Below are 15048 nucleotides of genomic sequence, written 5' to 3'. Positions count from 1 at the left end.
TTCATCATGACGACTAATCTTGCACACGCTGCATCGCTGAGCCTGACCCAGCGCGCGCACAATATTCGCCGCCATGCACTGCGCATGGGTCAGGTTCAGGGCCAGGGCTATGTGGGCCAGGCCCTCGGCGCGGCTGACCTGCTGGCGGTGTCTTACTTTCATGCAATGAACCATCGCCCGACAGATCCCGAATGGGAGCAGCGCGATCGCTTCTATCTCTCCATCGGCCACTACGCCATTGCGCTGTACGCAGCGCTGATCGAAGCCGAGATCATTCCCCTCGACGAGCTGGAAACCTACGGCTCGGATGACAGCCGCCTGCCGATGTCGGGCATGGCCGCCTACACCCCGGGGATGGAGATCACCGGCGGTTCGCTGGGTCAGGGTCTGGGTATCGCGGTCGGCGCCTGCCTGGGCCTCAAGCGCAAAGGCTCGGCCTCGTTCGTCTACAACCTGCTGTCCGATGGCGAACTCAATGAAGGCTCGACCTGGGAAGCGGTGATGTCGGCTTCGCACTGGAAGCTCGACAACCTGATCGCCATCGTCGACGTCAACAACCAGCAGGCCGACGGTTACTCCAGCGAGATTCTTTCGTTCGAACCCATTGTCGATCGCTGGCAAGCCTTCGGCTGGTTCACCCAGCGCGTCGACGGCAATGACCTCGACGCCCTGGTCGCTGCATTCGATGCCGCCCGCAATCACCCCGGCGGGCAACCGCGCGTGATCATCTGCGACACGAAAATGGGCAAAGGCGTGCCGTTTCTGGAGAACCGGGAAAAGACCCATTTCATTCGCGTCGAAGAGCACGAATGGGACCTGGCACTGAGCAACCTTGAAGAAGGAAAAGACCAATGAGCAACACCGCCAATACTGCGACTTCGACTGCTACTGGCGCGCCGGTGAAAAAGCGCCTGACCACCTCGGCGATGATTGCCTCGATTGCCTCCGAGGGCCAGGCGACCCGTTCGGCACCGTTCGGCCATGCGCTCGCAGCGCTGGCAGACCAGCGCGCGGACATCGTCGGTCTCTCGGCTGACCTGTCCAAGTACACCGACCTGCACATTTTCGCCAAGGCGCATCCGGAGCGTTTCTATCAAATGGGCATGGCCGAACAGTTGCTGATGAGCGCTGCGGCGGGCATGGCGCGTGAGGGTTTCGTACCCTTCGCCACCACCTACGCGGTGTTCGCTTCGCGCCGTGCTTACGATTTCATCTGCATGGCCATCGCCGAGGAAAACCTTAACGTCAAAATCGTCTGCGGCCTCCCCGGTCTCACCACGGGTTACGGGCCGAGCCACCAGGCCACCGATGACCTGGCTATTTTCCGCGCCATGCCCAATCTGATGATTGTCGACCCGTGCGATGCGCTGGAAATCGAACAGGCCGTCCCGGCCATCGCCGCTCACCAAGGCCCGGTCTACATGCGTTTGCTGCGCGGCAATGTGCCGTTGGTGCTGGACGAGTACGGCTATCAATTCGAAATCGGCAAGGCCAAGACTCTGCGCACGGGCAACGACGTGCTGATCATCTCCACCGGGCTGATGACCATGCGCTCACTGGAAGCGGCCAAGCAATTGCAGGCCGACGGCATTGATGTGGCCGTGCTGCACGTGCCGACCATCAAGCCGCTGGATGAACAAACCATTCTCGCCGAAGCGCGTAAATCCGGGCGTCTGGTGGTCACAGCCGAGAACAGCTCGATCATCGGCGGTTTGGGTGAGGCGGTTGCCGGGTTGTTGTTGCGCAATGGCGTGACGCCCACCTTCAGACAGATCGCGTTGCCCGACGCCTTCCTCGACGCCGGTGCCCTGCCGACGCTGCATGATCGCTACGGCATTTCGACGCTGGCTGTCTGCGCGCAGATCAAAGCCTGGCTGTAACTCCACCGTGGGCGGCGCTTCGATCAGAGGCGCTCGCTCATTCGAGAACAGGAGGCAGAACGTGAAAGCACATGAACTGCTGGATCCCGACTTCAAAAGCTTTTTAACTCCCGGCGCACAAGCCTGGACGTTGGAGACGCTGCCCGCGATCAGGGAGCGTGTCCATGCGACATTCAAATCCCGAGAACAAGCGCGCGGTGAAAGCCTATGGACCAAGGCCCACGACGGTGAGGATTTGCGCCTGTGTCTTTACCGGCCTGCCGCCGGGGCACCGGGCGGTAATTTTGCGGTGATCCTGTACATCCACGGTGGAGGTTTCGTCCTTGGTTGCCCCGAAATGGCCGATGACTATCTGGCTAACCTCGCCGAAGAACTTCAGGCGATCATCGTCGCTGTCGATTACCGTCTCGCGCCAGAGCACCCCTTCCCTATTCCCCTGGAAGATTGCTACACCGCCCTCGGCTGGGTTTTCGCCCACCAGCAAACGCTCAATATTGACGCCGACAAAGTAATCGTCATGGGTCACAGTGCCGGCGCCGGGCTGGCAGCAGCGCTGGCCATTGTGGCGCGGGATCGCGGCGAATATTCCATCGCCAGTCAGGTGCTGGTTTATCCGATGCTCGATTACCGTTCGGGCAGCGCAGCCTCGCCTCAGCAGAACAGCACGACCGGCGTGATTGGCTGGCCGGCGCAAGCCAACCAGTTTTGTTGGGAGTGCCTGCGCGCTGGCCAAGCGCTGGATGATCTGCCAATCGGCTGGTTTTCGCCGGCCCTGCAAGACGATCTGCGTGACTTGCCACCGACGTTTCTGGCCGTTGGGGCGCTGGATCTGTTTCTGGAAGAGGACGTTGCATTTGCCCTGAGTCTGTCGCGCGCCGGGGTTGCCGTCGAACTGCATGTCTACCCTGGGGCGCCACATATGTTTGATCAGTGCCCCGGCAGTGTTAGCGATCAGTCTGCGCAGGATATTGTCCGATCACTTCGGCGATCGATAGCTAGCGCATTAACTGCTGAGGGATAGAAAGAACAGCTGAAACGGTACGACTGGATTTCTTATACAAAGCCTTCCCCCCTCCCACGCTTATTGATTAATACCTTCGCAGACCGGCAGCTGCGGAGGTTGGCCTGCGCTTTGAGAAATTCAATATCGCTTAGCCATCGCTCTCCTCGATTCCGCCCGGATATTTTCCAGCGTCTCGTTGGATAATGTCGAAACCGACACATTTTGTTGCACCCAAAAACCGCTTGGATCCAACGTCCCGACAAACGGTAACGACCTGAATAGAGCAGATTTTCAAATAGATAAACGTGGGCAAATGGCCCATCCATACGCTCGTCAAAAATCAGGCAGCCCCATCCGACACTCCCTATCTATGGTTTTAAAACCATCCGTGGACGTCCGCCCCACCCATTTACAGGGAGTAGTAATGGACAACATCGTCATTGCCGACAAAGCCAATTCTCAGCTCACTGCCCAGAACTGGGGCAATGTTCAGCTCAGTCAGCCTTCAGTTGTACAAATGCCGGTTCGGCCCGATCAATTGGCGTCGACCAGTCGCAGCGGTCAGGATTTGATCGTCAATCTGAAGTCTGGCGAGCAAATCAAAATCTCCAATTTCTTTGTCACCAGCCCTGACGGCGTGCCCAATGACATTGTCTTTCAGGGTGACGACGCGACGCTGTGGCAGGCGCGCTACAGCGCCGAGCCGTTCAATGGCTTTACCTTTGACGAAATCAATTCGCTGGACGAGCTGATCGCTGGCGTCGGTGTGGTGGATGGCGCGACGCCGGCCTGGGCGATTGCCGGGCTTGGCCTGTTGGGCGCGGGTGGTGCGGCAGCCGCTGCCGGCGGAAGTGGCGGCGGCGGCGGTGGTGGTGGTGGCGATGGAGACGCGACGCCTCCTGCGCCCGCGACCGGATTAACCTTGTCGGCCGATGGCCGGGTGCTGAGTGGTTTTGGCGAAGCTGGCAGTGTCGTTCAGGTACGCGATGCAGCCGGCAACCTTTTGGGTTCCGGAACCGTTGGCGCCGATGGCAGTTTCCAGGTCGACCTGGGTACGCCACAGAACAATGGCCAGCCGCTCGACGTCACGCTCACCGACCCCGCGGGCAACGTTTCGACGCCGGGTACGGTCACTGCGCCGGATACCACCGCGCCGACCGCACCAGGCAATCTCAGCGTGAGCCCTGATGGCACGCAACTCGGCGGCACCGGTGAAGTCGGCTCGACCATCCAGGTGCGCGCCGCCGATGGCAGCCTGCTCGGCAGCGCCGTGGTTGCAGCCGATGGCACCTTCAGCGTCGCCCTCAGCCCCGCGCAAACCGGCGGTCAGCCGCTGACAGTGAATGCCACCGATGCCGCAGGCAACACCTCGACCGGCGCAACGATCAGCGCGCCGGAGATCGTCGAACCGACGACGCCAGGCAATCTCGATTTGAGCAGCGACGGCAGTCAACTCACCGGCACCGCCCGAGCCGGCACCACGATTGAAGTCCGTGCCGCCAACGGCGAATTGCTCGGGCGTGCGGCGGTGGCTGCTGACGGCACTTTCCTGCTGACGCTGGTTCGTGCGCAGGCCAACGGTGAAACCTTCAGTGTCGTGGCAGTCAACGGCGCCGGTGCGCAATCGCCGGCCGTGACCTTCAATGCGCCGGACATCACCGGCCCCGGCACTGCGACGGATCTGGCGGTGAGCAGCGATGGCCTCTCGGTCACCGGCCGTGGCGAACCCGGCAGCACAGTCAGCGTCACCAATGCCCAAGGCACGCTACTGGGGACAGCTCTGGTCGCCGCCGACGGCTCGTTCACCGTGCAACTCAACGCCGCGCAAATCGATGGTGAAGCGCTGAGCGTGCTGGTCACCGACGCCGCCGGCAACCCTTCGCCAGCAGCGACCGTTATCGCCATTGATCTGGATGGCCTGACTCAACCGAGCGACATCGCGGTGAGCATCGATGGCACGCAGTTGAGTGGACGCGGCCAGGTCGGTTCGACCGTGACGGTGCGCGACGCCAACGGCAATGTGCTCGGCACGGCCGTGGTGGCGGCGGACGGCACGTTCAGCCTGCAACTGAGCAGTCCGCAGAACAACGGCGAAACACTGCAGATCAGCGCCAGTGACGCCGCTGGCAACACTTCCGCACCACTGAACTACGTGGCGCCTGACACCCAAGGGCCGACGGCCGTCTCCGATCTTGCGCTCGACGCTCAGGGGCAGACGCTCACCGGTAAGGGTGAGTTGGGTGCGTCGGTCACTGTGCGCGATCCGGCCGGCAACATCATCGGCACGGGCACGGTGGATGCCGATGGCAATTTTACCGTTCCACTTTCCACACCACAGACCGATGCGCAACAACTGCAAGTGATCCAGACCGACGCGGAAGGCAATCCCTCGGCGCCGGTCAACGTCACCGCACCCGATCTGACCACGCCGGTCGCCGTGACCGATGTGAGCATTTCCGCCAATGGCGCCGTAGTCTCCGGCGCGGGTCAGATCGGCGCCACCGTTACTGTTACTGACACCAACGGGACCGTGCTGGGAACAGCTTTGGTCGGCAGCAACGGCCGGTTCGAAGTCACCCTGTCTTCACCACAAACCAATGGCCAGAACCTCAGCGTTGTGCAGACCGATGGCTCGCCCACTGGCTCCCCGGCAGTTCCAGTTGAAGCGCCGGATATCCAGGCTCCCACTGCCCCTTCGGATCTGACGCTGAACGCAGGCGGCACTGAACTGAGCGGCACCGGCGAACCCGGCGCCACGGTGACGGTCAAGGATTCGGCCGGCAATACCTTGGGCACTGCGATCGTCGACGGCAGCGGCGCCTTTACAGTGCCGCTGAACAGCCCGCAGATCGAAGGCCAACAACTGCAAGTGAGCCAATCGGATGGCGTGAACGTCTCCCCCAACACGCCGCTGACGGCAGCGGACACCACCGCGCCTCTGGCACCAGACAACGTCGTTCTGGCCAACAATGGCGTGACGTTGACCGGCACAGGACAAGCCGGCAGCACCGTAACTGTCAGCGCGGCGGACGGCACGGTGCTTGGCACTACGGTGGTCGCCAGCGACGGCAGCTTCAGCCTCAACCTGAGCCCGGCTCAGCTCGACGGTCAGGTGCTGAGTGTGATCCAGACCGATGCGAGCGCCCTGCCCTCGCCCGCCACACCGGTCACCGCACCGGACATCACCGCCCCACCTGCACCGAGCGGTCTGCTCATCGATCCGGCGGGTGCCACGGTCACCGGCACCACGCAGCCCAATAACACGGTGCAGGTGCTGGATGCCGACGGCAACGTCATCGGCACCGCGACCGCTGACGGCACGGGCGCCTTCACGGTCAACCTCGATACGGCGCAGACCAATGGCGAAGCCTTGCAAGTCGTGGCGTCGGACGGCGCCAACAGTTCGCTTCCCGGCAGCGTCACTGCGCCGGACAGCACCCCGCCGGCGCCAGTCAGCGATCTCGCGCTCAATCCCGCCGGCACGCAGGTCTCTGGCCTTGCCGAACCGGGCACCACGGTCACCGTCAGCATTGCCGGCGGTGGCGCTGTGCTGGGCACCACGACGGCCGATGCGGACGGCCGCTTCGTCGTGACCCTAAGTCCACCGGCCGAGCCTGGCGGCAATCTGGAAGTCATCAGCACTGACGGCGGCGGCAATGATTCGCCCGTTGTGCCGCTGGCAGGACTGGACGGTACCCAGGTCGCGACCCCGACCGATCTGGCCTTGAGTGCCGATGGTTTCACCCTGACCGGCGCCGGTACGCCCGGTTGCACCGTGACGGTGACCAGCAGCAGCGGCACGGTGCTCGGCTCCGGGCTGATCAACAGCTTCGGCCGCTTCACCCTGTTGCTCAGTAGCAAACAGATCAATGCGCAAGTCCTCCAGGTGACGGCCACCAGTCCCGACGGTGACGTGTCGATTCCGGGCACGGTGACGGCGATCGATGGCACGGCGCCGGACGCGGTGACCAATCTGGCGCTGAATGCCAACGGCACGACACTCACAGGACGCGGAGAGGCCGGGGCGACGGTCACTGTCACCGACGCCACAGGTACCGTGCTCGGTACTGCACTGGTCGCCAGCAATGGCACGTTCAGCCTGACGCTGACGCCGGCACAACTTAATGGCCAGGCACTTACCGCGATCCAGAGCGATGCCGCCGGCAACCTGTCGCAACCCGCCGGCATCATCGCCACCGATCTGCAACCGCCCGCAGCAGCGACTGGCGTTACGATCAATGACGTCGGCACCGTGGTCAAAGGCCAGGGCGAAGCCGGCAGCACCGTCACCGTGCGCGATGCCGCCGGCAATGTTCTGGCCACCGGCGTGGTCGATCAGAGCGGCAATTTCCAGGTCACCTTGCCCAACGCGCAGAACACCGGCGAAACCCTGCAGGTCACTCTGACCGACGCCAACGGCAACGCCTCGATTTCCACTGGCGTGGTCACCGTCGACGGCACCCCGCCGGCCGCTGTGCAGAACCCACTGATCAGCGCCGATGGCAGCACCCTCAGCGGCACGGGTGAAGCTGGCGCAACCGTCAATGTCACCACCGCCAACGGCACCGTGCTAGGCAGCGCCGTAGTTGGCGCGGACGGCTCGTTCAGCGTGACCCTGGCGCCAGCGCCAACCAATGGTGAAGCGCTCGCGATCAGCCAGACCGACCCTGCCGGCAACGTCTCGCCATCGACCAGTGTCAACGCCCCCGACATCAGCCCGCCGGCGGCACTGACCCAGGTTGCGGTGAATGCTGACGGTGTCACCGTCACCGGCCACGGCGAGCCCGGCGCCACCGTGTCTGTGCGCAGCGCCGACGGCACCTTGCTCGGCACCGCACAGGTCGGCAGCGGCGGCGCGTTCACTGTCACCCTCAACGCAGCACAACTGAATGCTGAGGTGCTGACCGTTACTCAGGAGGATCCGCCGGGCAACGTTTCGACTGCGGTTGAAGTCACCGCCGTGGATTTGACTGCGCCGGCGATTCCGAGCGCATTGACCCTCAATGCTGCCGGCGTGCAACTGTCGGGTAACGCCGAGGCCGGCAGTACCGTGACCGTGCGCGACAGCCAGGGCAACCTCCTCGGCACCACCACGGCGGCCGCAAACGGCACTTTCCAGATTACCCTCAACAGCCCGCAAACCAACGGCCAGTCGCTGAACGTGACGGCCACCGATGCGGCAGGCAATCCGTCATCCCCGGCAATCGTCAATGCGGTCGATAGCACGGCGCCGTTGGTGGCGAGCGATCTGGCGGTGAGCGCCAATGGTGCCACCCTGACCGGCATCGGCGAGGTCGGCGCCAGCGTGGAAGTTCGCGATGCCGGAGGTGTTTTGCTGGGTACCGCGACCGTTGCCAGCAATGGCAATTTCAGCGTCACGTTGTCCCCGGCTGCGGTGGCTGGATCGAATCTTTCCGTGGTGCAGATCGATGCTGCCGGCAACACCGGACCGGCGGCGCCGGTGACTGCACCGGGCAATCTGGCGGAAAGTGCACCGACCAATTTGGCCCTCAGCGTCGACGGTCTGACCCTCACCGGCTCGGCCACCGCCGGCAGCACCGTGAGCATTCGCAATGCCTCGGGTGTGTTGCTCGGCAGCGCGCTGGTGGCGGCCAACGGCACTTTCAGCGTCACCCTCAACGCCGCGCAACTCAACGGTGAAGAGCTGTCTGCCGTGGCAACCTCGAGCACCGGTATCAATTCATCCCCGACCGATTACACCGCTGCCGATATCGCCGCGCCAACGCCGCTCAGCGAACTGAGCCTGGCACCGAACGGCACGGCCCTGACCGGGCGCGGTGAAGCCGGCGCCACGGTGACCGTGCTCGGCACGGGTGGAGTGGTTCTCGGCAGCGCCGTGGTGGCGGCCAATGGCACCTTCAGCGTCACCCTCAGCCCGGCACAGACCTCTGGTCAGACTTTGAGCCTGAGCCAGGCCGACACCGCCGGCAACGAATCCAACAGCGTCAACCTGATCGCCCCGGACCTGCTCGCGCCCAATGCGCCGGCGGCGCTGGTGGCAAGCACTGACGGCACCTTGCTGTCGGGTACCGGTGAGGCCGGCACCACGGTCAACGTGTACAACGCTGCCGGAGCGCTGGTCGGGACCGGCACCGTGAGCATCGACGGCACGTTTGCGATAACCCTGACTACGCCACAAGCCAACGGTCAGGCGCTGACCGTGTCACTGACGGATGCGGCGGGCAACACCTCGGCAGCCACACCGTTCACTTCGGTCGACAGCACACCGCCAGCAGCCGTTTCGCAACTGAGCATCGGCGGCGACGGCGCAAGCCTGACCGGGCGCGGCGAACCCGGCGCGCAAGTCCGGGTCATCGACAGCGACGGCAACGTGCTTGGCACCGCCGTGGTCAGCGCGACCGGTACCTTCACCCTGCCACTGAACCCGGCGTTGACCAACGCCGAAGTGATCACCGTGGTCCAGGCCGACGCGGCGGGCAACGACTCGCCGGCAGTGAACCTGACCACGCCGGACTTCACCCCGCCTGATCCACTGGACAACGTCGATATCAACTCGTCCGGCGCGCTGGTCATCGGTACTGGCGAACCCGGCGCGACCGTGACCGTGCGCGATGCCAATGGCACCTTGCTCGGCACCAGCGTGGTACTCGGCGACGGCACCTTCAGCGTCACCCTCAACCCGCCGCAGATCAATGAACAGATCCTCAGCGTGCAGCAGGCCGATCCACCCGGCAACGTCAGCGCGCCGGTGTCGATCACCGCACCGGATCTCACCCCGCCAGCGACGCCGGCCGATCTGCAACTGAATGCCGATGGCGACACCCTCACCGGGACCGGCGAAGTCGGCGCCATTGTCCGCGTGACATCCGCAGACGGTACCGAGCTGGGCACCGGCACCGTGGGCAGCGATGGCCGTTTCCAGATCACCGTGACTCCGGTGCAAACCAATGGCCAAGCGCTGTTCGTGGTGTTGGCGGATGCAGCCGGCAATGCCTCGCCTGCCGGCACGCTGAGCGCACCGGACAGCACGCCTCCTGCCGCACTGACCGATGTCGAGATCGACGCCAGCGGCAGCCTCATCACCGGCTCCGGTGCGGCTGGCTCGCAGGTAGTCGTCACCAACGCGGTGGGCACCATCGTCGGCACCGGCACCGTCGCGGCCGATGGCAGTTTCAGCGTCACCCTCGACCAGCCTCTGCTCAACGGTGAAGCCTTGTCGGTGATCCAGCGCGATGCCGCGGGTAATCCTTCGCCGATCGTGCCCGTCACTGCGCCGGACATCACCCTGCCCGCTGCGCCCACCGACCTCGTTCTCACGCCTGATGGCCTGACACTGACCGGTACCGGTGAAGCCGGCGCCACGGTGCGTGTACTCAGTGCGACTGGCACGGTACTGGGCTCGGCAACCGTGACCGGCAATGGCTCGTTCAGCGTGACCCTCAATCCGCCGCAAGTGAACGGCGAGCTGTTGAGCGTCAATCAGACCGATCTGGCATCCAACACATCGCCGACAGCGCCCGTGCAAGCGGGCGATATCACCGATCCACTGGAGGTGGCCGACCTCAATGTCAGCCAGGACGGCTTGACCGTGACCGGCACCGGCGAGCCCGGAGCGACCGTCACCGTGCGCGACGGCACGGTGGTGCTCGGCACGGCGACCGTGGCCGCAGATGGCAATTTCAGCGTCACGTTGTCGGCTGCGCAAATCGATGGCCGCGCACTGTCGGTCGTGCAAGCCGACGCGCAAAACAACCAGTCCGAGCCCGTACTAGTCGACGCGCCGGACAGCACTGCACCGATCGCACCAACGGTGACATCGCTGACCGGCGCCGGCACCTTGCTCGCCGGAACCGCCGAAGCCGGCAGCACCGTGACTGTGCTGTCCGCCACCGGCACCGTGCTCGGCACGGCGGTGGCATTGGGCGACGGCACCTATACCGTTACGCTGAATCCGGCCCAGGCCAATGGTCAGTTGTTGTCAGTGATCGCGACGGATGAGGCGCAAAACGCATCGCCAGTGCTGCTCTACCCGGCGGCTGATACTACCGCTCCAGATGCCGTCACCGGTCTGACCATCAGCGGCGATCTGAGCCAGCTCGCCGGTCGTGGCGAAGCCGGCGCGAGTGTCGAAGTGACCGATGCGCTGGGCAATATCGTCGGCACCGGCACAGTGGCCGCCAACGGTACGTTCCTGATCGATCTGGCGCCGGGCATCACTGCCGGCCAGGTGCTGACGGTGAATCAGATCGACGTCGCAACCAACGTTTCGGCAGACGCCAGCCTGACTGTCCCGGCGGTTCCGGCACCGGACGCTCCAGCCAATCTGGCGCTTACGGCCGATGGTCTGACGCTGACCGGCACGGCGGCCATTGGCACCATCATCAATGTCTACGCGCCGGACAACAGCCTGATCGGCACCGGCGTCACCGGCGCGGATGGCACGTTCAGCGTCGTGCTGACGCCCGCGCAAACCAACGGCGAAAGCCTCGAAGTCACCGCCAACACTGCGTTGGGTGGCGCCTCGCTGCCGACTGAAATCACCGCAGGTGACACCTCGGCGCCGGCGCCACTCAGCGATCTGGCGGTCAACGCCAACGGCACTTTGGTTACCGGTCGCGGCGAAGTCGGCGCGTCGGTGACCATCACCGGCGCTGGCGGCGTGGTGCTGGGCAATGCGACGGTTGGCGCCAATGGCACTTTCAGCGCACAGCTCAATACGCCGCAGGTCAACGGTCAGGTGCTCAATGCGACACAGACCGATGCGTCCAATAACACCTCATCCGGGCTTAACGTAACGGCGCCCGATATCACTCCCCCGGCCGCTCCGACGGCGCTGGTCCTTAGCGGTGCCGGTCTGGTCCTCGGCGGGCTCGGTGAAGCCGGCGCCACCGTCACTGTTCGCGGTGCGGGTGGCACGGTGCTGGGCACGGCGACGGTGGCGGGCAATGGCTCGTTCTCGGTGACCTTGTCCTCCGCGCAACTCAACGGCCAGCAGCTGAGCGTCACGCAGAGTGATGCGGCGGGCAACGTTTCGCCGGTTACCAACCTCAGCGTCGCCGATACCACCGCGCCAGCGCCGCTGAGCAATGTCAGCTTGAACGGCACCGGCCTGGCGGTCAGCGGCACGGGTGAGGCCGGCGCGACCGTCAGCGTGACCAACGCAGCCGGTACCGTCCTCGGCACCGCTGTGGTCAATGCTGGCGGCACCTTCACCGTGCAACTGTCCAGCGCGCAACTTAACGGCCAACAGCTCAACGTCCAACAGGCCGACCCGACGGGCAATCTGTCGCCGGTTTTCAACCTGACGGCCCCTGACGTACAGGCGCCGATCGCGGCCAGCGGTCTGACGCTCGCTGCCAACGGTCTGACCCTGAGCGGTACGGGCGAAGCCGGTGCGACGGTCAACGTCTACGGCCCCGGCGGCGCGCTGATCGGCACCACCACCGTGGGCAGTGGCGGTACGTTCAGCTTCAACCTGAACACCGCGCAACTCGACGGGCAGCTGTTGACCGTGCGTCTGGTCGACCCGGCCGGCAATCTGTCGCCCAATGCCAGCCTGACGGCGCCGGACATTACCGCCCCTGGCGCGCCGACTGGCGTCAGCGTCAATGGCAGCGGCACCGTGCTCACTGGCGTCGGCGTGCCCGGTTCGACCATCAGCGTGCTCGGCGTCGGTGGTGCGGTGCTCGGCACCGCGACCGTCGCCGCTAACGGCAGTTTCTCCGTGGCACTAGCCTCAGCGCAGATCAACAGCCAGGTACTCAGCGTCACCCAGGCCGATCCGAGTGGCAACGTATCGGCAGCGGCGACCGCGACGGCGCCAGACCTGACACCGCCCGCTGCGGCAACGGCGCTGCTGGTCGGTGCCGATGGCCTGACCGTTACCGGTACCGGTGAAGCCGGTGCAACCGTCACCATCAAGTCGGCCAGCGGCGCCGTTCTGGGCACCGCCACGGTCAACAACCTCGGCGTGTTTACCGTCACCCTGAGCAGCGCGCAGATCAACGGCGAAAACCTCACCGTCAATCTCAGCGACGCTCGCGGCAACGTTTCGGTGGCCGCCAACGTCATTGCGCCGGACGTCGACGTCAACGCGCCAGTGATCGCCAGCGATAACCTCGCCGTTGGCACCGTCACCCTGGCTCCGGTCACCGCGTCGCAGACCTTTAACGACTCGTTCACCACACTGCTGGCCGGGTTCTCGAAAACCTTCACCTTCACCGTGGCCGGCGGCACGCGTCTTGATCCGACCCTGACGCTGACCACCAGCAGTCTGATTTCGCTGATCGATGGCGTGGTCTACACCCTGCAAGTGAAAGATGCCAGCGGCAACTGGGTCACTCTGGATGTCAACGGCAGCGGCGGTCTGCTCGACCTGATCGCGCTCGCCGGCCAGGGCGTGCGGGTCGACATCGGTAACCTGCTGTCAGGCGATTATCGACTGACGGTTTCGAGCACCGGCATCGGCGTGCTGACCACGGTCAATACCCAGCTGCAACTGGATGTGAGCAGCCTGACCCAGTTCAACGGCATTGCCGGGCCAGCGGTGACCGGCAACGTCATCACCAACGTCGGCGTCGATGGCACGGCCGATCAGACCGGCCCGGACAACGGCGCGCAGTTGCAGATCTTCAAGAACGGCGCCTGGGTCAGCGCCGGCGCCGGCACCACGGTGCAAGGGTTGTACGGCACGCTGACCATCGACGCCAACGGCAACTACAGCTACAAACCGAACGGCAGTGTCGGCAGCGTCGGCAAAGTCGACGTGTTCAACTATCAACTGGTGCACCCGAACGGCTTGAGCGACACCGCCAATCTGTACGTGCGCATCGACAGCCCGCAAGCCAGCGAAGTGTGGAATGACGCCAACCTTGGCAGCCCGGCACTGGTGGTTGATGCCACAGCGGACATCGCCTCGACTGACGTCACCCTGATCAACCGCGAAGTCACCACCAACTCTGCCCTTGGCACGTTCAATGTGCTGCTGGGCGGCGGCAGCGGTAACTACAACACCGTGGTCGCGGCCGATACCGTCAGTGACCTGACCGTGGTGGTCAATTCGAGCAACCTGCTGGCGCTGCTCGGTTCGATGACGGTGGGCCTGTACAAGCTCAACACCGCCACCAATCAGTACGTGCTGGTCAAGAGCTACGGCGGCAACGCGCTGGTCAATCTCGGCGGCGGCAACTACGGGATCAAGTTCGACGACCAGACCGCCGGCAGTTATCAGGTGCGGGTGGCAGTGGGCGGCCTCGGCCTGCTGACCAGCGTCAACACCAGCCTGATCAACGTCGCGACCTACAACAATCAGTTCGTGGTCGGCAGCTACACACCGGTATCGGGCAACCTGCTCACCGACACCGCGGGCGGCGGTGCCGATGTACTGGGCTCGGTCTATACCTTGCTCAGCGTGCTGGTCGCTGGCAGTTACGTCGCGCCGGGTTACAACGGCGTCTCGCTGGTCGGCAACTACGGCACCCTGGTGGTCCAGGCCAACGGCAACTACACCTACACGCTCAAGGCCGGGCTGACCGATGCGGTGATCGGCCAGGAAGACACCTTCACCTACCAACTCACCCACCCCAACGGCACCGTGGATACCGCGACGCTGACCATCGACCTGAACAATGCCGGCGCATTCGCCAGCACCGCGTTCTCGGCACTGGCCAGCGATGACCTCGGTCTGGCCCATGTCGCTGGCAGCGAACTGATCCAGGGCACCGAAGGCAACGACACCCTCGACGGCTCGCACGGTGGCGCCGTCACGCTGCAAGGTGGCGGTGGCGACGACACGCTGATCATCGCCGATCAGCAATTCACCTCGGTGGACGGCGGCAGCGGCACCGACACCCTGCTCTGGGCCGGTGGCGACGTGTCGATCAACCTCGGCGATCTGCAGAGCAAGATCCACAACGTCGAAATCCTCGACCTCAACCATTCCAGTGCGGTTGCGCTGACATTGAATCTCGGCGATCTGCTGGCGATTACCTCTTCGGACAACAACACTTTGCTGATCAAGGGTGACGACAGGGACAGCGTGCACATGACCGATGGCTGGGTCGCCGATGGCACGCAACAGGCCGACGGCATCGACTATGTTCAATACACGGCACAGGAGGATCCGAGCCACCACTTGTGGGTGCAGAACGGCATTCAAGTGGTTTGAAACAAGACATCAAACGT

4 protein-coding genes are annotated in these 15048 nt (G+C 64.2%); all 4 read left to right on the top strand.

Annotation, left to right across the window (positions count from 1 at the left end; all coding sequences use genetic code 11):
- Window positions 1–6 precede the first annotated feature (6 nt).
- The 4 genes from AB4N41_RS19940 to AB4N41_RS19925 all read left to right on the top strand — a co-directional run bounded on the left by AB4N41_RS19940 (window position 7) and on the right by AB4N41_RS19925 (window position 15031).
- Window positions 7–855: a transketolase gene (locus AB4N41_RS19940; protein WP_150742625.1), complete on the top strand. Its 849-nt coding sequence runs from the start codon at window positions 7–9 to the stop codon at window positions 853–855.
- Window positions 852–1880 carry a transketolase family protein gene (locus AB4N41_RS19935; protein ID WP_252877960.1) on the top strand — a complete coding sequence of 343 codons (1029 nt, stop codon included), beginning with the start codon at window positions 852–854 and terminating at the stop codon, window positions 1878–1880. The genes AB4N41_RS19940 and AB4N41_RS19935 overlap by 4 nt, the downstream gene beginning before the upstream one ends.
- 61 nt (window positions 1881–1941) lie before the next feature.
- Window positions 1942–2901 (top strand): alpha/beta hydrolase, encoded by a 960-nt coding sequence (locus AB4N41_RS19930; protein WP_252877959.1) that lies wholly within the window; start codon window positions 1942–1944, stop codon window positions 2899–2901.
- A gap of 406 nt (window positions 2902–3307) precedes the next feature.
- A complete protein-coding gene (locus AB4N41_RS19925) occupies window positions 3308–15031 on the top strand; it encodes a BapA/Bap/LapF family large adhesin (RefSeq protein WP_460137921.1) in 11724 nt (3907 codons plus the stop codon).
- The last annotated feature ends 17 nt before the right edge of the window (window positions 15032–15048 follow it).

The organism is Pseudomonas sp. S2_A10, assembly GCF_054668465.1.
This window is presented reverse-complemented; position numbering and strand designations above follow the sequence as displayed.